General features: G+C 48.5%; 14 protein-coding genes, 1 tRNA gene and 4 pseudogenes. 11 read left to right on the top strand and 8 right to left on the bottom strand.

The genetic code is table 11. The features are described 5' to 3' along the window. Window positions 1-74 precede the first annotated feature (74 nt). From ACQG1K_RS05565 to ACQG1K_RS05555, 3 genes are read left to right on the top strand one after another with little or no spacing between them, the layout of a single operon-like run. The gene (locus ACQG1K_RS05565) at window positions 75-1,196 is read left to right on the top strand and encodes an efflux RND transporter periplasmic adaptor subunit (protein WP_004856895.1); all 1,122 of its coding nucleotides are present in this window, start codon (window positions 75-77) and stop codon (window positions 1,194-1,196) included. After that, window positions 1,196-4,249, top strand: a complete 3,054-nt coding sequence (locus ACQG1K_RS05560; RefSeq protein ID WP_004856898.1) for an efflux RND transporter permease subunit — start codon at window positions 1,196-1,198, stop codon at window positions 4,247-4,249. The genes ACQG1K_RS05565 and ACQG1K_RS05560 overlap by 1 nt, the downstream gene beginning before the upstream one ends. Before the next feature lie 50 nt (window positions 4,250-4,299). Then, a complete protein-coding gene (locus tag ACQG1K_RS05555) occupies window positions 4,300-4,941 on the top strand; it encodes a MarC family NAAT transporter (RefSeq protein WP_028018369.1) in 642 nt (213 codons plus the stop codon). Window positions 4,942-5,372: 431 nt separating this feature from the next. On the opposite strand, the gene ACQG1K_RS05550 is transcribed toward ACQG1K_RS05555, so the two are convergent. After that, window positions 5,373-5,513, bottom strand: coding sequence for a hypothetical protein (locus ACQG1K_RS05550; protein ID WP_202196917.1), 141 nt, complete (start codon window positions 5,511-5,513; stop codon window positions 5,373-5,375). Window positions 5,514-5,650: 137 nt separating this feature from the next. Here ACQG1K_RS05550 and ACQG1K_RS05545 point away from each other — a divergent pair. The 4 genes and pseudogenes from ACQG1K_RS05545 to ACQG1K_RS05530 all read left to right on the top strand — a co-directional run. Continuing rightward, window positions 5,651-6,026: pseudogene (locus ACQG1K_RS05545) on the top strand (integrase core domain-containing protein); the annotation flags it as partial. Between the two features lie 257 nt (window positions 6,027-6,283). Next, window positions 6,284-7,060, top strand: coding sequence for a MipA/OmpV family protein (locus ACQG1K_RS05540; RefSeq protein WP_004856903.1), 777 nt, complete (start codon window positions 6,284-6,286; stop codon window positions 7,058-7,060). A gap of 140 nt (window positions 7,061-7,200) precedes the next feature. After that, window positions 7,201-7,338 (top strand): annotated as a pseudogene (locus ACQG1K_RS05535) (transposase family protein); the annotation flags it as partial. Between the two features lie 351 nt (window positions 7,339-7,689). After that, window positions 7,690-8,280: pseudogene (locus ACQG1K_RS05530) on the top strand (IS66 family transposase); the annotation flags it as partial. A 624-nt stretch (window positions 8,281-8,904) separates the two neighbouring features. On the opposite strand, the gene pqiC reads toward ACQG1K_RS05530, so the two are convergent. The 5 genes and pseudogenes from pqiC to ACQG1K_RS05505 form a co-directional block, all read right to left on the bottom strand. After that, the gene (pqiC, locus tag ACQG1K_RS05525) at window positions 8,905-9,462 is read right to left on the bottom strand and encodes a membrane integrity-associated transporter subunit PqiC (protein ID WP_004856911.1); all 558 of its coding nucleotides are present in this window, start codon (window positions 9,460-9,462) and stop codon (window positions 8,905-8,907) included. Next, window positions 9,459-11,105 (bottom strand): intermembrane transport protein PqiB, encoded by a 1,647-nt coding sequence (gene pqiB / locus ACQG1K_RS05520; protein ID WP_004856914.1) that lies wholly within the window; start codon window positions 11,103-11,105, stop codon window positions 9,459-9,461. The genes pqiC and pqiB overlap by 4 nt, the downstream gene beginning before the upstream one ends. After that, window positions 11,092-12,396, bottom strand: a complete 1,305-nt coding sequence (gene pqiA / locus ACQG1K_RS05515; protein ID WP_072023557.1) for a membrane integrity-associated transporter subunit PqiA — start codon at window positions 12,394-12,396, stop codon at window positions 11,092-11,094. Before pqiA ends, pqiB begins: the two co-directional genes overlap by 14 nt. An 86-nt stretch (window positions 12,397-12,482) precedes the next feature. Then, window positions 12,483-13,406, bottom strand: coding sequence for a VirK/YbjX family protein (locus tag ACQG1K_RS05510; protein WP_004856920.1), 924 nt, complete (start codon window positions 13,404-13,406; stop codon window positions 12,483-12,485). 224 nt (window positions 13,407-13,630) lie between these two features. Next, window positions 13,631-13,801 (bottom strand): annotated as a pseudogene (locus ACQG1K_RS05505) (Arm DNA-binding domain-containing protein); the annotation flags it as partial. A gap of 287 nt (window positions 13,802-14,088) precedes the next feature. Here ACQG1K_RS05505 and ACQG1K_RS05500 point away from each other — a divergent pair. Both ACQG1K_RS05500 and ACQG1K_RS05495 read left to right on the top strand, forming a co-directional pair. After that, window positions 14,089-16,386, top strand: a complete 2,298-nt coding sequence (locus ACQG1K_RS05500) for an AAA family ATPase (RefSeq protein WP_032729476.1) — start codon at window positions 14,089-14,091, stop codon at window positions 16,384-16,386. Further along, complete coding sequence (locus tag ACQG1K_RS05495) at window positions 16,383-18,257, top strand: UvrD-helicase domain-containing protein (RefSeq protein ID WP_197971206.1); 1,875 nt, start codon at window positions 16,383-16,385, stop codon at window positions 18,255-18,257. Before ACQG1K_RS05500 ends, ACQG1K_RS05495 begins: the two co-directional genes overlap by 4 nt. 49 nt (window positions 18,258-18,306) lie before the next feature. Here ACQG1K_RS05495 and ACQG1K_RS05490 read toward each other — a convergent pair whose 3' ends face one another. Beyond that, complete coding sequence (locus ACQG1K_RS05490; protein WP_032730959.1) at window positions 18,307-19,518, bottom strand: tyrosine-type recombinase/integrase; 1,212 nt, start codon at window positions 19,516-19,518, stop codon at window positions 18,307-18,309. A gap of 175 nt (window positions 19,519-19,693) precedes the next feature. Further along, a tRNA-Arg gene (locus ACQG1K_RS05485) sits at window positions 19,694-19,770 on the bottom strand. Between the two features lie 303 nt (window positions 19,771-20,073). On the opposite strand from ACQG1K_RS05485, the gene ACQG1K_RS05480 reads away from it, so the two are divergent. Both ACQG1K_RS05480 and ACQG1K_RS05475 read left to right on the top strand, forming a co-directional pair. Continuing rightward, a complete protein-coding gene (locus tag ACQG1K_RS05480) occupies window positions 20,074-20,736 on the top strand; it encodes an EAL domain-containing protein (RefSeq protein WP_032670951.1) in 663 nt (220 codons plus the stop codon). A 24-nt stretch (window positions 20,737-20,760) separates the two neighbouring features. Further along, window positions 20,761-21,477: a response regulator transcription factor gene (locus tag ACQG1K_RS05475; RefSeq protein ID WP_023299489.1), complete on the top strand. Its 717-nt coding sequence runs from the start codon at window positions 20,761-20,763 to the stop codon at window positions 21,475-21,477. Window positions 21,478-22,030: the final 553 nt, after the last annotated feature.

The raw sequence follows: 22,030 nt of genomic DNA, 5'->3' as shown, positions 1-22,030 counted from the left end.
TCTTGTAAAAAAATTGACTAAATCTACACTTAAAAAAGGTTTAATTCTTCTACAGGTCATCAGGAGAATGTCTTATGTCAGTAGGTTTATTCAGAACAATAAATACGCTCAAGAGCGTGTTCCTATTTCAATACTGGAAACTGTTTATTATTCCAGTGTTTGTGCTATTGCCAGGGTGTGATGATAATGCAAAGAAGGAGGAGGTGCCTATACGTTCCGTACGAACCCTTGTCGTCGATAATCCGGTTAGCGGAGTTTTGATAAAGCATACCGGAGAAATTCGTCCCCATGAAGAATCTCAACTCTCGTTTCGTATTGACGGTCGGCTCCTCAGCCGTCCAGTCGATGTAGGGGCGAAATTAAAAGCCGGGCAAACGATCGCGACTTTAGAACCTAGGAATAACGAGAATCAGGTGCGTAGTATGCAAGCTGAGCTGGCAGGTGCTGTTTCTGCGGAGCGCCTAGCTTCTCTAAATTTCAAAAGGTTGCAGTCATTGCTTAAAACCGGCGCTATCGCACAGGCTCAGGTTGATGAAGCAAAGGTCAATCTTGAAGTCGCAGTGACAAAGCGTGTTTCTGCCCAATCGAATTTGAAAATTGCTCAGGAACAATTGAGTTACACCCGCTTAGTTGCGCCCTCAGATGGCGTCGTGACTTCGGTTAGCCTGAATCCGGGACAAACTGTCAGTGCTGGGCAGGGGGTCGTTACACTCTCTCTTGATAAGGGAGTAGATGCTGTATTTGACGTTCCAGAAGCTATTTTGTATAGCGACCTACCCGATAATAAAGTCAAGATTGCGCTGCTTTCCGATCCTTCTGTTGTGACTGAGGGCATGATCCGTGATGTTAATCCACAAGCTGATAAGCAAACACGGACCTGGCGAGTCAGAGTCTCGCTGCCCCACCCACCGGAGAAAATGGCTTTAGGTTCTACGGTACAGGGAAGCATTGTGATTCCAGGTCAGGAAACGTTTGTTCTCCCGGCATCTGCGTTGACACGTGATGGCGCCGATCCTGCCGTTTTTATCGTACAATCGGATACATCAACGCTGACGTTGCACAAAGTTAACATTATTCGCTATAGCTCTGAGGACGTCTTTATTTCTGATGGCATCAAACCAGGTGACAAGGTGGTGATCGCTGGAGTGAGTAAATTACGGTCTGGTGAGAAAGTAAGCTTGGAGGATAAATTCTGATGAATTCCTCTAAACCTAAGAAATTTAACCTGTCGGCTTGGGCTCTTGCTAATCAGCAACTAGTTGCTTTTTTTATGCTAGTGGTCACCATTGCCGGGGTGATGAGCTACTACAACTTGCCACGAAATGAGGATCCGGCATTTACTATTAAAACGGCTGTTGTTTCCGCGAGTTGGCCTGGAGCCTCTGTGGAGGATACCGTCAATTTCGTAACAGACCCATTGGAGAAGAAGCTTCAGGAAGTCCCCTATCTAGATTATTTAGAAAGTTATAGCCGACCCGGTGAGTCGGTTATTTTCATATATCTGCGCGATAACACTCCGCCGGATAAAGTTGAAGAACTGTGGTATACGGTCAGGAAAAAAGTAAAAGATATTTCCCCTCAGCTTCCTGCCGGTGTCACTTCACCTGCTGTCAACGATGAATTTGCTGATACCTACGGCACTATTTATGGCTTCACGCGTGAAGGTTTCACCGAGCGTGAATTGCGTGATATGGTTGATAGAGTTCGCACAGAAGTCTTAACACTGCCAGATGTAGGGAAAGTTAACCTGCTGGGCATAAAAGAAGAGCAAGTCATTTTATCATTCTCACCGCAGAAAATTGCGGGTATGGGATTGACGCTCGATAAAATCAAGAACGCCATCAGCGCACAAAATGCCGTTACTCCGGCGGGAGAAATCAGAACCGATAAAGATAAAGTCATGCTGAGAGTCAGCGGCGCTTTTGCATCAGAAGAAAGCCTCAAACAGCTGACATTACATATTCAGGATAGATACGTTCCTCTGACGGATATTGCAACCATCTCTCGCGAGGAAGTCGATCCGCCGACTCCGGCCTTTAGAGTTAATGGGGAGTCGGCGATCGGCTTGGCCATCTCCATGGCCCCTACCGGCAATATGTTGGACTTCGGTAAAGCGCTTAACGAAAAGATGGATGATATTTCCAGCCGCTTACCCGCAGGTATCAACGTAACAAAAGTGGCCGATCAGTCGACTGTAGTACATGACGCCGTGGGGAACTTTATGAAAGTGCTCCTTGAAGCGGTTGTCATTGTGTTGGCTGTTTCTTTCCTCTCATTAGGAACTCGTGCCGGATTAGTCGTTGCAGCCTCAATTCCGCTAGTATTGGCTATGACATTCATTGGTATGGAAATTGCCGGCATAGGTATACAGCGTATCTCCCTAGGTGCGTTAATTATCGCGCTGGGGCTGCTGGTCGATGACGCCATGATCACTGTAGAGATCATGATGTCGCGGTTAGAGAAAGGAGAACCTGTCAAAAAGGCGGCGACAGCAGCCTGGACGACGACAGCTTTTCCGATGCTAACAGGTACACTGGTAATGATCGCCGGCTTTATACCGGTCGGTTTCGCAACGTCAAGTGCGGGAGAATACTGTTATTCCCTGTTTATGGTGGTGTTGATTTCACTCGTCAACTCTTGGATTGTTGCTGTTCTTTTCTCACCACTGATAGGCGTGTGGCTTTTACCTAAGATGATGAAGGAACACTCCCACGGTAAAGGTAAAATCCTGCAAAAGTACGAAAGCGCATTGCGATACATCCTTAAGCGCAGAGGGTTGACTGGTATCGTGGCGGTTACTTTGCTTGCCATATCTTTTATCGGAACTTCATACATGGAAGAAGAGTTTTTCCCCACTTCTGACAGACCTGAATTGCTCGTCAGTCTGACGTTGCCGAGAAATGCCGTGCAGGAAGATACGGCAAAAGAAGCCATACGTTTAGAGGAGATTCTTAAGAAAGATCCCGATATTGAGTATTTCACGACGTATGTTGGCTCGGGCGCTATAAGGTTTTATTTGCCAATGGATCTGTTACTTGATAACGAAAATATCGCTCAATTAGTGGTGGTGACCAAAGGGCTTGAAGAACGCGATGCTGTAAAGTCTAGGCTCGAAAACATTCTACAAAAAGATTTTGGTCATCTTGTTACTCGTGCTTCGGCGTTAGAGCTAGGCCCCCCGGTGGGCTGGCCGTTGAAATATCGCGTTTCTGGCCCAGAGCTTACTAAGATCCGTGAGATATCTACTGAGTTAGCTGGAAAGTTAGGCGAAAACCCGCAGACGAGAGAAGTCAATCTCACTGCGGGTGAGCCACAACGAGAACTCTATATAAAGGTCAATCAGACGGAAGCAAGGGCCTTGGGACTAAGCTCTCAAGATGTCGCCAGTGCCCTTGCTGAAATGTATTCTGGTTCGGCTGTGACGACGATCAGAGACAAAAATCGTCAGGTTAACGTTTTATTGCGAGCTTCAGAAGATTCGCGTCGAGATATTGAAACCGTTGCGGACTTGCAATTGACTACAGCCGATGGGCGTGTTGTACCATTGAAACAGATTGCAACGATAAGTTATACGTTGGCTGAGCCTATCCAGTGGCGGCGGCAACGCGAGCCTTTCATCACGGTGCAAACAGATATTGCACCAGGGCTGAATGCGTCCGGTGTATCTAAGGGCTTGGAGCCTGTTGTCGATGAATTACGTAAAAGTTTGCCACCGGGATACCACATTACCGAAGGCGGAAGTGTCGTTGAAGCCATGAAAGGTAACAGTTCGGTATTCGCCGTTTTGCCAGTGACCCTATTGGTGATGTTGATCTTGCTGATGGTACAGTTGCGTAGTTTTTCACGCATGATGCTAGCGCTGTTGATTGCCCCCTTCGGTTTGATTGGTGTCGTTGCCGCTATGTTGCCCACTGGAACGCCGATGGGGTTTGTCGCTATTCTTGGTGTGATTGCATTATCGGGCATGATTATTCGCAACGCCGTTATCCTTATTGAAGAAGTGGAAGTAAACAGAGCACAAGGTGCAGACAATACTGAGGCGATAATTGAGGCAGCATTGCATCGTTCCAGACCTATACTCTTGACGGCTTGTGCTGCAATATTAGGGATGATCCCTATTGCGTTTCAGGTATTTTGGGGGCCAATGGCCTATGCCATTATTGGTGGGTTATTAGTTGCCACTATATTTACCCTTACTGTATTGCCGGCTGCAATCAGTGCCGTTCTGCAGTGGGAGACGTCTCGATAAAACCTACCCCCGGAGATCATTTCGGGGGACTCATAAAAGAAGGTGGATATATGTTTGAGTTATTTAAACTTATTGGGTTGGGGTTGGTTTTATTGCTGCCGTTAGTGAATCCCTTAACCACAGTGGCTCTTTTTCTTGGCCTATCAGGCGACATGACTGAAAAAGAAAAAAAGAAGCAGTCAGCCATGGCAGCTTTTTATGTCTTTGTGATTATGATGGTTGCATGGTATGCCGGCAAGGCCGTTATTAACACATTTGGCATATCTATTCCTGGGTTAAGAATTGCTGGCGGGATGATTGTTGCCTTTATTGGCTTTAACATGTTATTTCCACAAAATGTTAATAAACCTCAAGGTAGTGAGAAAGAAAAAACAAAAAATATAGCGTTTATCCCATTGGCAATGCCCAGTACGGCAGGACCAGGCACTATTGCTATGTTGATCAGTGCCGCGTCAACATTCAGCGCTGAAACATCACATCTGGATTTGTGGGTAGCATATACCGCGCCACCTCTAATTGCGATAGCTATCTCATTGATTTTATGGGGATCACTTCGAGCATCACTGGGTGTAATGAAGCTTGTAGGCACTTCGGGAATCGATGCTATTTCGAGAGTGATGGGATTCTTGCTTGTTTGTATGGGGGTTCAGTTTGTTATAAATGGAGTTGTTGAACTCATCGCCATCCAATAGGCTTGAACGCTTCGGTTACTAAAGTCACTGATATTTCTCATGTATCATGATGACAAGAGCCACTGCGCTATAGATGCCAGTGGTTTTGTGACACAATTTATTATCTTAAAGCTATCACTCAGCTAAGTGATAGCTCTTCTGGCTATCGTGAAACTGTAATTTCCTCCAGCGATGAGTTCCTACCTTACTTGGCAGACTTTCAATGTGTACCAGCATGTTAGAACACATTATCAATGGGTCTCGATTACTTTTTATGAGTCTGTTTTTTTTGTTTTTTCTCTTACGATTGCGATAAATCCCTGCCTATAAATTTCGTTGTGGGCTATATCATTATTTTCAACGAGGGAGCATTCGTTGTAGCAACCAAACGACTGTGCCAGATTTATCGCCGCTGCCTTGTTTGGCATAATATTGATGGAGCATTTTATCTTTTAGGCTTTTGCCCTAAGATGAAATGCTACGATATTCCTTGCGCCAAATGTTAACTGTTGCAGTTTTCGCATCCTTTCTATTGGCACAACTGTAAGTATCCCGGCAAAACGAATCATTAAATTTTGAAAATCTTCCGACATACTGATTATATTCCTTGAGGAGATCGTTATGCGTAAATCCCGACTCACTGAACACCAGTTCATTGCCATTCTGAAGTCCATCAAGGCCGGGAGTACCGTCAAAGATGTCTGTCGCAAGACCGCTATTTCTGAAAGCAGATATCCCGGCTCAGCGTGTCATCCAGTAGTACACAGGCTAGTGGCAAATCGCGGATACCCGCTGAAGTGTACGGACACTGTTCCGGAATTAGTCTCACTGACACAATGGGCTGAAGTGCATTGAGCTATGCTGGAATTTATAAAGCCTGTAAAGTCGACGCAGCATGCCTTTATCGAACAATTTAACCGGACCTACCGGACAGAAATACTGGATTCATATCTGTTCAGAATCCTGAACGAGGTACGGGAAATCACAGAACGCTGGCTGACGAAGTACAACGCAAGCGACCTCATCAGTCTCTGGATGACCTGACACCGGAAGAACACCGTCTGATGGCTGAAAAACAGGAAATCTCAAAAAGTGCGTGGAACTAAAGTCGGGATGCTTACGACTCTCTTGTTGTTATCCATGTTGCAACTATCCCTCATAGCTTGAATCTGGCTCACGCTCCAAGAGTAGACGCCGAGCTAAAATAAACCTTCAGGCACATTTGCGACATCGATAATACTTTCAGAAACCAAAATACCTCCACCAATTGACAAACCCTTGATGCAACCTTGCAGATACATTGATTAAATGTAGGTATACTCAACTTCACAAATAGGAAGCATACACCATTACGAGCGTTTTAATGAATAAAATAAATTTTACTGCGGTAATACTCATTGCAATATCATCTCCTGCATTTGCCTCATCTTTTGATACAGCATCGACGTTTACTATCGGCTTTGGAACAAAATATGCGCCAAAATATATCGGCTCTGATAAATATGATATAGCTGCGGCACCTTATTTAGGCTGGAGTAATGGTTCCTTATATATAAACTCCGAAAAAGGCTTTGGGTATACCCACCAGTTTGATAATGGGGCCTATGTTGGGCAGGCTCTCGGATACTCATTAGGTCGTGCTGATAACAATAACTCTTGGTTAAAAGAAGGTTCAGACAAACTGAAGGGTATGGGTACCATTAAAACAGCTATGACAAGTACAACTACTGCAGGGTGGTGGTTAACACCTTGGATGGGAGTCGAGGGAAATGTTATTGCCCCAATTACTGATAGTCAGGGTATGCAATATAATTTAAAAGCTAATTTCCTGGTAGTTAATAATGAAACTGACACTCTTACATTAAGCACTACTGCGTGGTATGGTGATGCCCGGTTTAATAACACTTGGTTTGGTGTCAACGAAAAGCAGAGCCTTCACTCCAGCTTCCAAAAATATAATGCCAAAAAAGGATTTAATCGTCTCGATTATAGCATTACTTGGCAGCATGGCTTCAGCAAAAACTGGTCCGGTTATGCTGAAGCAAGTTATACGATGCTGGAAAACCGAGTAAATAATAGCCCGCTGGTGGATGCGAACAACTCGTTCCAATTGGCTACAGGTGTATTTTACTCGTTCTGATGGCCCTAACACTAGGGCAAGATTGCGAACATATTTGACCAAAGAATTTCTGTTTGACGAGCATACATGGCTGTGATCATATGACTCCCCTTTTAGCGGGAGTTCATGATATCCATTGATGCTTTTCTCGGTACTTTTCTGTTATACAAGTACCACGATCGTCAGCCAAAATTTCGTACCCTTTGTTCGACATCTTGTTTCTGACGATATGCGTCACCATTGCAGGCATGGATGGCTGGGAAGATATCGAAGACTTTGACGAAGCGCACCTTGATTGACTTCAGAATAACGGCTTGTTCTATCAGGGTATTCCTGTTCATGACTCTATTGCTAGAGTGGTTTCTTCTATTGGGCCTGACCAGTTTCAGGAGCGCTTTTTGAAACGGATACTATAGTCCACACGCACTCTCACGGTGGCCTGATTGCTACCGATGGTAAGGTGCTTCGTAGCGTGTACAATCGAAAAGAGCGGTGCTCAACACTCCACATGATCAGCGTTTTTGCGCGGCGAATAGCGTTGTAATTGGTCAGGTAAAAAACTAGAGGAAGACGATCCGCAGGTACCCTATCAGCAGTGCCAGTCCTGTCACCGTAAACTTCTCCCTGAACACCCTCCCCGTGAGATACACCGGCTGGAGAAGCATCCTCAGCAACATCTTCGCCATTATCATGGTGTGTTGCAGGCGGATACCTTTGCAAGGTAAGACAGCTAATTCAACCCAGAGCGTGACGGTGGTCTGTTAACAGAAGCTGCATACTAGGCCCATGCGCGCTGCCAAATCCACGACGTCTATATAAGCACTCAACAGCGACAGCAAAACGTATTGGTGAGCTTTACGTAGTAGACGGCCTCCCGATAGCAGAACGCCCGGCAATCGGGCAAAAATCCCAGCCGGGAGAGGCGTTAGCTTATGTGCTCAATCAGTGGGATACCTTGTGCTACTACTGTGATGATGTTCTGATCGAAACTGACGACAACGCCGCAGAAAGCTCGCTGCGTGCGGTTTGTCTTGGTAACAAAAACTATATCTTCTCCGGGAGCGAACACGGTGGCGAGCGCGGAGCCATGCTGTATGGACTTATCGGGACATGCAGGTTGAACGGTATCGATCCGGAAGCCTACCTTCGCTATTCCTGAGCGTCCCGCCGGAGTGGCTCAGAGCAACAAAGTGGCCGAACTGCGGCCATGGAACGTAGAGATCTCGCCAATAAGCCAATAAATAGTAGTCAATACGGCGCTCGCTTAACGCTTACGATTGTGAAGCAAGATGGCGATTATCTGCTAGCCGTAAAGGGCAACCAAATAAATCTGAAAAAGGCGGTAAAAAAGCGTTAGAACCGTTGCTTCAAGAAAATCCAGGCTGCAGTATCGAGTATGAACATGGGCATATCGAAGCACGCAAATGCTACGTAATACCAGCACAGGAACTGGCTGCTCATTACCCTGACTGGCAGGGGCTTCAAACACTGGGTATAGCGATAGGTTATCGCATTGATTCAGTAGGGGGAAAGAGTCGCTAGATACCGTTACTATATCAGTTCTGCAGTGCTGACATCCGAACATTTTCCCAACATTGTTCGAAGATACTGGGAAATTGAAAACCGATTGCACTAGGTGCCCGATGTCATGATGAATGAGGATGCCAGTCAGGTCGATCGCGGTAATGCCGCTAAACTCCTGGGTAGTATGCGTCATATGGCGCTTAACATGCTCGTTTAGAAACAAGCAAGAAAGCGAGTATCAGTCGCAAGCAGAAGATGGCGGCAATGAATCTTGCTTATTTAGAGCTACGTGCTTTTACCCTAGGAATTTGGCGTATCTTTTCGATTGGCACAACCTTCGCTCAGAGGTTTAGTATTTGAGCGATAGCCTGAGCTTCCTGCTGCCAGCCCTGCGCCAGGGTGCGTACTAGGGCGTCATAACCGTCCTCACCCTGTTTCAGCTCCAGACTGAACGGCCGTTTGATCAAACGCCCCTGGCGGTTCAGCACCCACTCGCCGCGAATGATCGCCTTGCCGTCAAAACGGCCGTGGAAACCGCTGATGGTCACGTTCAGCACAACCTGATCGCTGCTCATCGGCTGCGAAGAGACCACCCAGCCCGGCAGCGCACTGCTCAGGTTGGTGACCAGCGTTTGCTGCAGTTGCTGGTCGAGCGGGCTGGCCCACAGATTGTTCTGGGCAATCACATACTGCACGTCGTTGGTCTGATACACCACGCCGCTCTGCGCCAGATAATCCGCCACGCTCACGTGCTCCAGCCACAGCTGGCGCGTGGAGGCGCCGCTGCTGCTGACCACCGCCGGCGCGCCCAGCGCCGGCAACTGATAGTAAGTCTTCTGTGGTGAACTGCTGCAGGCGCTGAGCAACAGCGCCAGGGCTACCGGGATCCATTTCATCATTTCGTGGCCTTCTTCGGCTGAGGGTCAGTGCTGCCGGCGGCTTCAAACACCAGCGCGTTGCTCTTCTCATTCAGGGTGCGCAGCACCGGCTGCAGCTCACGCAACACCTGGTCGAGGCGCTGCATGTCGCCTACCATCTTGTTGTAAGCCGGTGAACCAGGCTGGAATCCTTTCATGCTGCGGTTCAGCTCCAGCAGCGTTTTCTGCATATCCTGCGGCAGCGCCTGCATCTCTTTGCTGGCGATGATGTCGTTCAACGACTTCATGGTCTGCTGCGTCGACTTCAACGTTTTCTGGCTTTCCGCCAGCGTCTTGGTCGCTTCGTTGATCATCGGATTGATCGGCATCGAATTAATCTTATCCAGCGCCAGCATCAGTTTCTGCTGGATCTGCGCCAGACCGCCGCTGGTGGTCGGCATCAGCGGATAACCGAAATCCTCACGCGGTCCTTTCCACGGTTTCTCCTGCGGATAGAAGTCGAGATCAATGTACAACGAACCAAGCAGCAAGTTGGCGGACTTCATCGAAGCACGCAGACCGCGTGACTCGGCGTCTTTCAAGTGCCATTCGATATCGAATTTGCCGCCCAGCTGTTTATGCAGTCGATCTGGTTCGATGCGGATCAGCACCGGAATGCGATAATCGTTATCCAGACGCTGCGCCATGCCCTCTTTATAGAATGGCACCTGCGCCACCGTGCCCAGGCGGATGCCACGGAACTCGACCGGCGCGCCCGGCTGCAGGCCTCGTACCGAATCGGAGAAGAACAGCAGGTATTCCTTATACTCGGTATACAGCGAATCCTGCGTACTGCGCTGGTTGTCGAACAGCTGGTATTCCGCCTTCTCTTTCGCCTGCTCACCGCGGCCCCAACCGTCCGGCACATCGAAGCTGACACCGTCACTAAACAACGTGGTCAGCGAGCTCATCTCCACCCGCATGCCCTGCGCCGACATGTCGAACGCCACGCCGCTGTCTTTCCAGAAGCGCACATTGGTGGTAACCAGTTGGTCGTAAGGCGCGGTGATGAACAGCTGATAGCGCATGGCGCGCGCTTTAGGATCGAAGTAGCTGGTCTCCACCGAGCCAACACGATAGCCGCGGAACAGCACTGGATCGCCGGCATTGAGCTGGCCTGATTTCTCGCTGTCCAGTACGATGCGCAGCCCTTTGGCATCCGGTGGGGCCAAAGGTGGCGCGTCGAGCAGCTGATAGTTGTCTTTGCCGTCTTTACCCTTGCTGCCCGGCTGCAGTTCGATATAGGCGCCGGAGAGCAGCGTACCCAAGCCGGAGACGCCTTCATGGCCGATCTGCGGCTTCACCACCCAAAAGGCGGAGTCCTGGTGCAACAATTTCTCCATACCGGAATTGAGGCGTGCCTGCACCATTACCTTGCTCATGTCATCACTCAGCGTGACGGTTTCCACCACCCCGACGTCAACGCTGCGGCTTTTGATTTTGGTTTTACCCGCTTCCAGCCCTTCCGCCGTCGTAGTAACCAGCGTCACCACCGGCCCCTGATGGCTGAAGTGGTAAAACAGGATCCAGGCGCCGATCAGCGCGGTCACGATGGGAATAATCCACACCGGCGACCAGCGTTTTATCTTCTCAACGTCCGCGACGCTATGATTATTTTCCGTCACCTTGCGGCTCCTTGTTGATTGTTTCACTTGCGCGATCCCAGGTCAGCCGGGGATCAAATGTCATGGCGGCGAACATGGTGAGGATCACCACCAGTGCGAACAACACCGCGCCCGTCGCGGGGTAAATGCTCATCAACTGCCCCATTCGCACCAGCGCCGATAATACTGCGATCACAAACACGTCGATCATTGACCAGCGGCCAACGAACTCGACCACTTCATAAATCAGATGCATACGCTCGCTGTCGGCGCGCGGCTTCTTCCTGCCGTTGGCGTCCCAGCACAGCCAGCCGATCGCCAGCATTTTCAGCGACGGCACCATGATACTGGCGATGAAAATCACCATCGCCACCGGGTAAGAACCGTCTCCCCACAGCAGGATCACCCCTGCCATGATGGTGGAGTTCATCTTGTTGCCCAGCGCCTCGGTCACCATGATCGGCATCAGATTAGCCGGTATATAAAGCATGACAGAAGTCACCAGCAATGCCAGCGTCCATTGCAGGCTGTGGCGGCGGCGCACGTAGCCCTTGGTGTGACAGCGCGGGCAGCGCACCTGACTGGCCGGCAGGATCGCCGTGCAGCACGCGCAGGAGCGCACGCCCTGGCTCATGCCGGTGCGCCCCACCGTCAGCGGGCGATCGAGGCACGGCGCCGGTTCGATGTCCTGCCACAGCCAGCGCCGATCCACGCACTGGAAGGCGCGCACCTGCAGCAGGCAGAACAGGCAATACGGCACGAAGCTGCTGCCGATGCCGATATCACCGTAAGCCATCAGCTTGACGAAGCTGACCAGCACCCCGGCGAGGAAAATTTCCACCATGCACCAGGTCTTGAACTGGAACAGCACCCGAGCCATCCACTCTTTGAGCCCCAGCGGCAAGCGCACTCTGGCGCACAGCAGGATAATCGCCACCATGCAAAACGCTGGGATCAGCTGCACGAACACCATAAACAAGGTGGCCATGCTGGCGTAGTCTTCCGCCACCATCACTTCCGGGATTTGGATCAGCCGGATTTCGTTGCCGAGGCCGGCGACGCGCATGTTGATAAACGGGAAAATGTTGGCCAGCACCAGCATGAACAAGGCGCTGAGCGCGTAACCGATCGGCCGCTTGCGCGGCTCGTCCCAGCGGGTGCTGAGCGTGGTTTTGCAGCGCGAGCATACCGCTTTGCTGCCATGGGACAACGGCGGCAACACTGCCAACATGTCACATTGCTGGCAAAGTGTCTTATTTTGTGACGAAGAATCGATTGGTTGTAGGGCTGGCCGACTGACTGATGGCAACATTTTTTTCTCTGAATTAGAGGAGCAACGTACTGGTTACTTGACTCACTAAAAATTGCCCAATAATGAGCATGATAGCCTCATTAAACTTATTTCGCGCATAGGCACGCCGTATTAAGTGTGCGAACTTGCTCTGCTATATCATCTAAAATTTTGAATCGCCGACGATACTCCGCTCGCTTTTTGCTAGGGATATGTTCCAATGATTTCCTTTCAAACGTCAAAGGTAGTTGCCAGCGCCACGAATTCTGTTTTATCCCACCTATCAGCGACCAGAAATCATCATAACTTGCATGCAAATGCTGACCTTTGCTCAGCCGATAGCGCAGTGAGCGAAAGACATGCCCATTATCGCTAACGCCATAAATAGCATGCACTGAGGTGAACTCAGCGAGGCGGCTAATAAATTCCATCAAAACACGTTTTGGGAAAATGCCTGACAGAGCACGGGTAGCTTCTTTGATAGCCTCGCGGGGTACGTGCTGACCAGGACCTTGTAGACCACCAATGATGAAATGCCATTCACCTTCTTCAGACACGGCCGAAAAGGTCATGCTGGCAAGTAGCTCTTTATTGTCGCCACGTAACCATAACGTTGACTCACCTTCTCGTTCAGCTTTATGCGCACAGGATACTGAAATAGTAAAATGGGTCTCTTCTCTGCCGATGAGTTCGACCAAAACTGTTTCTTCTCGTTTTATCAATGCGTTGGACAGTATTCTGCTATTAAGAGATGACACATACTGGTAATGGCTAACAATTGCTGATGCGCGTTGTTTTGCATTGAGGTTACGCGTCAAATATTGTCGATGCGGCTTACAAGGAAATGTGTGTTGATTATACAACACCCATTTTAACTCACTTTTTTGAGTTAAAATGGATAGTACTTTTTTAGTCGCTGAATAGTATAAAATAAGTCGAAGTAAGAACTTTGCACGAAAGCTCTTCTTTCTCCATACAGGAGCAGGAACGAACCTTCCCGAGAGCAATTCATAGATGATGTTTTTTTTCAAGATACTTACCCTACAAGTGCTATTTTTACTTTTACAGTTGAATTTATAAAAATAAATATTTCTTCAATACTAACTGATAATTGTTAATTTATTATCCACCAATTATCAATGTTTGATAAAGAAGGCTGAAGAGCGCTAAAGACATGCCGTTACCGTGGTCTTTTCTTCATTAAATGTTGACATTTAGCTTCGTATAGATGCTATCCAGATAGTCAAGTAATGTGGTCAGTTCCCTCAGCTATCAGCTTCCTCGCCGCATCGCGTTTTTCCCTTGCTTCTGATAACGAGACTTCATGATAGACTCCCAGAGCGAGCGCTTTCTCTTTGCCCAGAAACCGATAGCGAAGCCGCCAGCAGCTCCCCCTCAAATTTCTAAGCAGGAGGCTGTCGCTTATATTATTAAAATCTCACTCATTAAATCCACAAGGAAATCATTCCCGTTGCAATGATTAGTTTGAAATCATTATTTTGGTTAGCCTTACTTAATACCAGATTAATTGTCGATATAAAGCGAACAATGAAAGGTGGGTCACATGATTTCGAAACAAGGCTTGGCCATGCTCGCACACCTGTATTAATTTAATGGTTTAATGAGTAAAACTCTGCCAACATAAGAAATAGGGAATTACCTTCCTCTTTCCACGCTTGCAGTTCAGAAAATAAGATATCTCGTGGGGTAATTATGCGGATAAAACACATAGAAATCGCTAACTTTCGCAAATTGAAAGCAGTTCATATAGATTTTTCAGAGAAAACAACTATTTTCGTCGGAGCCAACAACAGCGGGAAAACATCCGCTATGATTGCACTTCGTCGATTTCTGGTTGAACGCTCTGGTTTCTCCATCAATGACCTCACCCTATCTTATTGGCCACAAATTGATGCAGCAGCTATGCAATGGGAAGCAGCCCCTGATGACCAAGAGCCGATTCAGTGGGATCGCTTCTCACCATTCCTGGATGTATGGCTCGACGTTCCTCCAAATGAACTTCATCACGTACAAAAGATTTTGCCCACGCTGGATTGGGATGGGGAAAGCATAGGTGTGCGCCTCCGTTTTGAACCCAAGGACCCTGACGCACTGCAACACGAATATCTCACGGCAAAACGCGCAGCCGCCGAAGTTATGGCCCAAGCTAAAGAGTACGGTGAACAAGTAAGCTCCACAACCGCATTTGCACTTTGGCCGCGTTCGATGATGGAGTTTTTAGCCCAAAGAATGCGCTCTACTTTCGAGATCCGTGCTTATTTGCTTGATCCTTCAAAACTGAAAATGCCGGAAGAAGGTAGAGCCTCCCCTCAAACACTCCCAGAAAGCAGTGACCCTATCGATGGCGGGGATCCGTTTAATGGTCTTATTCGTATCGACGAGATTAGCGCACAGCGTGGATTTGGGCACAGCGATCAAACAGGGTATACGCGGGGTAACGAATCACGTGAGGATATGGCTGAACCCAGAATGGGGAAAAAACTTTCCAGCCAGCTGCGCAACTACTATAGCCAACACTTGGATCCTTTCGATACGCCGGAACCCAAAGACCTTCAGGCGTTGATGGCATTGCATGAAGCACAAACGGCTTTCGGCACGCGTTTAGCAGATTGCTTCTCAGATGCCTTGACCGAACTGGAAAATATTGGCTATCCCGGCGTTACCGACCCCAAGCTGACAATAACCACCAACATCAGGCCTATCGATGGGCTTAATCATCCGTCCGCCGTGCAATACGAAGTGCCAACCCATGTTACCGGTTCTTTTGGCGCACATCGCCTTCCCGAAGATTCGAACGGACTTGGTTACCAAAATCTCGTCTCCATCGTCTTCGCACTCATGGCATTTCGTGATAACTGGATGAAAGTCGGAAAGGCTGGAAAATCAAAGGTGGCGGAAGAAACTCTCATTCCACCGCTTCATCTAGTTTTGATTGAAGAACCTGAAGCGCATTTACATGCACAAGTTCAGCAAGTTTTTATTAAGCAAGCCTACGGTGTTCTGCGAAAACATGACAAGCTAAAGGATTCTTCACGCCTTCAAACTCAACTGATCATCAGTACCCACTCCAGCCACCTTACCCATGAAGCTGAGTTTTCGTCTTTGCGTTACTTTCGGCGGCTACCAGCACTCGCACAAAGCGGTGCTGTACCCTTGACTTCCGTTATCAATCTTTCGGAAGTCTTCGATGGCAAAGACAAAACCGAACGTTTCGTGAAACGATATTTGAAAGCTACCCACTGCGATCTCTTCTTCGCCGATGGAGCGATACTCGTGGAAGGTCCGGCTGAGCGTATTCTCGTTCCCCATTTTGTTCGTGAGCGTGAAGCCTATGCTTACTTAAAGCGTAGCTATATCACATGGCTTGAAATAGGCGGGAGCCATGCACACCGATTGAAGAATTTGATTGAACATCTGGGTCTCAATACCCTGATCATCACAGACATTGACGCCAAAGACGGCACCACCAATGCTGCGGTTGTCCCGAAACGAGGCATGGGCCAACGAGCCCGCAATGAGACAGTGAAAACGTGGCTACCTAAGGAAGAATCTTTCGATGCACTCCTCGACATGGAAAGTGAGCGCAAAGTGCTTGCCGAACCAGGCGGCTATGCCATCCGGGTGGCGTATCAAACACCTATTTTCATGCCATTCAAGTCTGAAGAAGCGCTTGAAGCAGTAGCCAACACTTTCGAAGATGCCCTCGTGTATGAAAATCCGGGGCTATTCGCCAACCTGGACGGTTATGGGCTCATCGCAAAGTTTCGTGAAGCGCTAAAGGAGTCCGCCGATCTCAGCGAATTGGCAAGAAAGATATTTGAGGCACTGAAAAATGGGACAAAGGCCGAATTTGCTCTCGATGTCCTTTTTAGTGAGGAAATCGAGCGGCTGAAGGTCCCACAGTACATTGACGAGGGGTTAGTCTGGCTAGCAGAACAGCTGAAACGTAAAGAATATGATGTTCTTGGAAAAACGGAGGTGGGAGAGTGAGCAGGCTGGAAACTATAATTCCCGACGATGAGATAGACATGCCGGCTGATGCGGAAATCAGAAAATGTCTTGACCTCGACACCCCAAAAAGTTTCTTCCTTTTTGCCGGCGCCGGTTCAGGAAAGACAAGATCGCTGGTATCCGCTCTCCAGTATGTGCGCGACACATTCGGGGATGAACTTCGGCTGAAAGGACAACGAGTCGCTGTCATCACTTATACCAATGCGGCGAGCGAAGAAATTCAACGCCGCCTGGATTTTGATCCGACTATAGACGTTTCGACTATACATAGCTTCGCCTGGTCGCTGATAGAAGGGCTTAACCGTGATATCCGTGAATGGCTTCGCGCGAAAATAACCACCGATATCACAAAGCTTGAAGCAGAAGAAGCAAAAGGGAGAAAAGGTACGGAGGCATCAAGAACCCGCTTAAAAAAAATCGCCTCGAGAACCAAACGCCTTCAAAACCTCGATAACGTCAAACGTTTTGTTTACAGCCCAACCGGAGAAAATCTCGGCCGCGATTCGCTGAATCATGCGGAGGTGATTCATCTCACCGCCTATTTTTTAACAACAAAACCGACCATGCAGAACATCTTGATCGGCCGTAATCCCATTCTGCTTATCGATGAGAGTCAGGATACCAATAAATTTCTGATAGAAGCCTTATTTGCCGTTCAGGCTCAACATAAAGAGACATTCGTTCTCGGTCTGATTGGCGACATGATGCAGCGTATTTATAGCGATGGTAAAGACGGACTAGATAAAAATCTGCCTGCCGACTGGGCAACCCCCGGAAAACAGATGAATCACCGTTGCCCAAAACGCATCGTAAAATTAATTAACACCGTACGTAGCGCAGTGGACAAACAGATACAACGGCCACGAACCAACAGCCTTGAAGGCAGTGTGAGGCTTTTCGTGCTTCCTAATCATACCGTTGATAAACCTGCTGCCGAGCGAAAAATTGCGATGTATATGGCCGAGGTTGCCGATGATGAACAATGGCGGAATTTGGCGCTCTGCAAATGCCTCACATTGGAACATCACATGGCCGCCAGTCGGTTAGGCTTTTTAGAGCTGTTTGCCCCTTTGTATAGCGTGAAAAGTTGGCGAACCAATCTTATTGATGGCTCTTTACCCTGCGTTCGATTCTTTACTGATGAGATGCTGCCATTAATTCAGGCAAAGTTTGCCGAAGACCGTTTTTCCATAGCCAGAATTCTAAAAAAACGATCGTCGCTAGTCAGCCCAGATGCCTTGCAATACGCAGCAGATCAACGCTCGCAACTGAAGTTAGCATCGGCAGCAATGGAACGCCTTATGGCATTGTTCGCACAGGGTTCTGATCCTTCGCTTGGCGATGTCCTTCGCTTCGTAGCGGATAGCGCGCTCTTGCCTATTCCTGAATCTCTGCAGCTCTGTATAGCAAGCGATAATACGCTACCTAGCGTAACACCGTATGTCGATGAAAGTGATGCCGACCACCAGAGTGAGCGTACAATGGCGATAGGCGAGTTTTTACTTGCCCCTTTCTCTCAGGTCGAAAAATTTGCATCCTACGTATCTGGAAAAGCGCCTTTCGATACTCACCAAGGTGTGAAAGGACTCGAATTCGAACGTGTGATGGTCATTATGGACGATGAAGAAGCCCGGGGTTTTATGTTCAAATATGAGAACCTTTTCGGGGCAAAAAGCGTTACCGATCCCTCGGTTGAAGCAGTTCGCCGACTGTTCTATGTTACCTGCAGCAGGGCGCAGCAAAGCCTGGCCCTCGTAGCCTATGCAGCGTCACCGGAACAAGTTCGCCGATTCGTGATGGACCAAGGCTGGTTTAATGCTGATGAAATTGTCATCGGAATACCTGAGTAATCGTGGGCGGGGATGCCGGACCATCGTCATGGCCCTGCATCTCCTTGAGTCATCCTGTTTTCCCAAAAGATTCGGATAACACTATCCTATTCATTAACCCATCCACATAATCCCCATACCACTGCAACATCTCCCTGCGCTGCTCCAGGTACTGTGCATGGTTGTAAGTGCCACGAATGGTGTTCTTATCCACATGAGCAAGCTGTAATTCGATCCATGCCGTGTTATAGCCCTGTTCATGCAGGATAGTACTCATCGTGTGCCGGAAACCGTGCCCTGTAGCCTTGCCATGATACCCAATCCTTTTTAGTACCTGATTAATACTCGCTTCACTCATCGGTTTCGTAATGTCGTTACGGCCAGGGAACACCAGGTTGTAACGGCCCGTCACCGCCTGAATTTCACGAAGTGATGCCAAAACTTGATCGGATAGAGGGACCAGATGCGGGCGGCGCATCTTCATTCTTTCAACCGGGACTTCCCAAGTACGTTTATCGAAATCAAACTCTTTCCATTCAGCCTGGCGGAGCTCGACGGTGCGAACGCCAGTCAACATCAGAATTCGAGTAGCCAGTCGGGTGATCGGGCTACCTGTATACGCAGCAAGGGCTTGTAAGAAATCAGGAAGTTCATCAGCTAGCAAATGGGGGTAATGGGTAGATTTAGGTGCAGTCAGCGCACTCGCCAATTCTGAGGCAGGGTTCGTTTCGGCTCTGCCGGTAACAATGGCATAGCGGAACACCTGATTGCAGGCTTGGCGGATTTTACGCAGCTTATCGAGCACACCTCGCTTTTCGAGTTTGCGTAGTGTGCTGAGCACTTCAAGAGGCTTGATCTCAGCAATGGGACGCTTACCAATATCAGGGAAGATATCGTTCTCGAAGGCCTCCATCAGATCGTCAGCATAGCCTTTCGACCAGTTAGATCGTTTGTACCCATGCCATTCTACTGCAATAGCTTTAAAGGTATTTTCGGCATTGGCTTTTTTAGCCAACTTCTCAGCTTTCTTCTCTTCTCCAGGATCACCGCCTAAGGCGATGATCTTCCGAGCCTCCTCACGCTTCAGGCGAGCATCAGCCAGAGAGATGTCAGGGTAAACACCGATAGAGAGCTTTTTCTCTTTCCCCAAAAAACGATACTTCAAGCGCCAGTACTTCGCACCATTAGGCTTTACCAGCAGATACAGGCCGCCCCCGTCAGTGAGCTTGTATTCTTTTTCTTTGGGTTTTGCAGTATCAATCTGTCGTGCATTTAGTGGCATAAAGGGGCCCCTAATTTCCATTGAACGAGATGAGCCCCCTCAAAGGCCCCCAGATACCGCTTGATTTGGGTATAACTGAGTTGACCTCGGTAGAGCTCGAGACAGAAAAATTCAGTAATTTCAGGGAGTATAAAGGATAAAAAGCGAATTAAGTAGAGGTGTGTTGACTTCAAAATGGCACGCCCTGTAGGATTCGAACCTACGACCTACGGCTTAGAAGGCCGTTGCTCTATCCAACTGAGCTAAGGGCGCACGGAGAAGAGTGTACTTCGCGGTGATGAAACGCCTGGAATTATACGGTCAATGCGTAGTGAGTCAATGCCTTTTCCACCTTCTCTGCCGTTAATGACTAGCTGATTGTAAATACGGCTGTTTTTTCAACATTTATCCCTCTTTTACGGGCTGCGAAAAGGCTTAGCCGCTTTTAAGTAACGCCTGCTGTTTTCCTGTTTACTTCCCCTTCACACTGTCCTGCGGTATCCCGGCCGCCTGGAGGCTGGAAATGAACAGGACGACGGAGTGACAGCGTCAGACCAGACAGGTTTCCCCTCGTGCGTGCAGCACATCTCACACGACATTACAGGCATCAAGCTTGAACCCATTGTCGCCCTCTCCTCTTCGCGCACGGTAGGGGCTGAAGTGCTCAGCGTGCTGTCACCGCATCAGCAAAGCGAAGGCTTTTTTCACGACTGGTCCGCTGCTCGGGCGCTTATGCTGCTGGAAGCACAGATCGCTGCGTTAAAAAAACCCTTTCCCTGCGACAACCTTTTCATAAATTTGCCGATAACCGTTCTGACCATACCGGAAATGTTCCAGCGTTTACTGCAACTTAACAGCCCACCGCTGAACATTGAACTCGTGGAGCCTGCTTCCTTCTTTTCTCTCTCAGACCCGGCACGTCTGAGGGTGAGTTGTGCGCTTCAGCAGTTGACGGCGCAAGGACATCGGATCTGGTTGGATGACATTGATGAAGCGTCAGGGCGCGCGTTTTTGTCCTGCCGCATGCCGTTAAGCGGAATAAAAATCGATAAGATCGCTTTCTGGCGTTTACGTGCAACGCCAGCTCTGGCAAACCTGGTCACGCTTTGTTCAAAAATTGCTGAAAATGTACTCATAGAAGGCATTGAAACAGAAACGGACCGTAAGTTTGCGCTTCAGGCTGGCGCGCGCTTCGGTCAGGGATATTATTGGCCATCCTGGAGATGGCAGGAGGACTGAACGGTCATCGCCAAGAGGGAAGCTATGCGAATGACAGTACGCCGTTACCGGCGTCGTCGGACAGGAAGTGATTCACCGGGTTCAACGCACTCGCCTTTTGCTCTCCCATTTTTTGATCGTCTCGAATATTTGAGCCAGTCAATCAACCAGACCCGCAAAACCGATGCTCCCTTTATCGTTCTGGTCACACAGGATAACTTTTTCCGTTCCGGTTTTCTGAGCGGGCACTCTCCCTTGAGCAATTGCTGTGACTATTCCACCCTGGAAGCCGCCCTCAGCGATCTGAATCAGTGGCCTTCATCACGTCTGGTGGTAGATGTAGAAAGCCGCGCCTCGCCGCTTATTGACCTGCTGGACCGATTACGACGCCACAGCCTGTTCGCCCCCTACCTGACACCCTACCTGCTCATCCGCGCCGATGATTACGATACACGCCTGTTTTGCAAAGCGGCTGGCCCTTTTCATGTGATTGAACGGCAACTTACGCCGCGGGCTTTGCAACAAACCTTGCTGGAAGCGCCGTCACCCGCCGGCCACCGGAAAGAGTGGTTTTCACGTGATGAATGGCCGATCCTGCAGGCGCTGTCGCAGGGTAGCACCCTGCGACAGATTGCTCAGTTACAGAACCGCCCCTATAGCCGCATTATTTACCGTCTCAGCTGCATCCTGGCGAAACTTGGGCTGAATCATCGTCATGAGTTGCTACATCTTCTCAACAACCTTTCAGATTTCACGTATTAACGTATTCAGTAACCCCTTAATTCCTAAAGACCTTTAAGAAAACACTTAGGATATATGTTAATTTTTTGTGTTTTTTAACAAAACTTTCGATTTTATAACTATTCCTAATTCTTCAACTTAAACCATGCGAAATGCTGCCTGTACGCTAAACGAGAGTCATTTTATCCATGCGTTAAGTTTCTGACGTTTCCGTTAACAGGATGATAATGGTGTAAAAACAAGCGATTTATCTGTGAATAAAAGCGATGAGAGGTGAAGAAAACAGCAGATAGTGCTGTTTTGACGAAGGGATCATCCTCCTGGCCTGAGACGTTAGAAATGAGGCGATGACGCGCTAAAGAGCGGACATCAGAGGTAGCGGACAGGCGGAAAACACTTTGTCACGACCTGCGTATTGTTAACATTTGATCAACATACAGTAAGATCGTTTATTTTTTGTTATTACATAAAGATGAAACTGTGTGGTAAATGCAATATCAGGACATTTTTGCTAATTTTAAAAAGTTAGCGATTCAGATACAGAAGATAATAATCATCAATATATGGACATTAA

The sequence above is a fragment of the Enterobacter cloacae complex sp. 402C9 genome (assembly GCF_050030745.1).
Classification (GTDB): domain Bacteria; phylum Pseudomonadota; class Gammaproteobacteria; order Enterobacterales; family Enterobacteriaceae; genus Enterobacter; species Enterobacter intestinihominis.
This window is presented reverse-complemented; position numbering and strand designations above follow the sequence as displayed.

What these genes read in the sequence shown, in the direction of transcription:
- ACQG1K_RS05565 (WP_004856895.1), top strand. Translation starts at nt 75, where the DNA reads ATGTCAGTAGGTTTATTCAGAACAATAAATACGCTCAAGAGCGTGTTC.
- ACQG1K_RS05560 (WP_004856898.1), top strand. Translation starts at nt 1,196, where the DNA reads ATGAATTCCTCTAAACCTAAGAAATTTAACCTGTCGGCTTGGGCTCTT.
- ACQG1K_RS05555 (WP_028018369.1), top strand. Translation starts at nt 4,300, where the DNA reads ATGTTTGAGTTATTTAAACTTATTGGGTTGGGGTTGGTTTTATTGCTG.
- ACQG1K_RS05550 (WP_202196917.1), bottom strand. Translation starts at nt 5,513, where the DNA reads ATGTCGGAAGATTTTCAAAATTTAATGATTCGTTTTGCCGGGATACTT.
- ACQG1K_RS05540 (WP_004856903.1), top strand. Translation starts at nt 6,284, where the DNA reads ATGAATAAAATAAATTTTACTGCGGTAATACTCATTGCAATATCATCT.
- pqiC (WP_004856911.1), bottom strand. Translation starts at nt 9,462, where the DNA reads ATGATGAAATGGATCCCGGTAGCCCTGGCGCTGTTGCTCAGCGCCTGC.
- pqiA (WP_072023557.1), bottom strand. Translation starts at nt 12,396, where the DNA reads ATGTTGCCATCAGTCAGTCGGCCAGCCCTACAACCAATCGATTCTTCG.
- ACQG1K_RS05500 (WP_032729476.1), top strand. Translation starts at nt 14,089, where the DNA reads ATGCGGATAAAACACATAGAAATCGCTAACTTTCGCAAATTGAAAGCA.
- ACQG1K_RS05490 (WP_032730959.1), bottom strand. Translation starts at nt 19,518, where the DNA reads ATGCCACTAAATGCACGACAGATTGATACTGCAAAACCCAAAGAAAAA.
- ACQG1K_RS05475 (WP_023299489.1), top strand. Translation starts at nt 20,761, where the DNA reads ATGCGAATGACAGTACGCCGTTACCGGCGTCGTCGGACAGGAAGTGAT.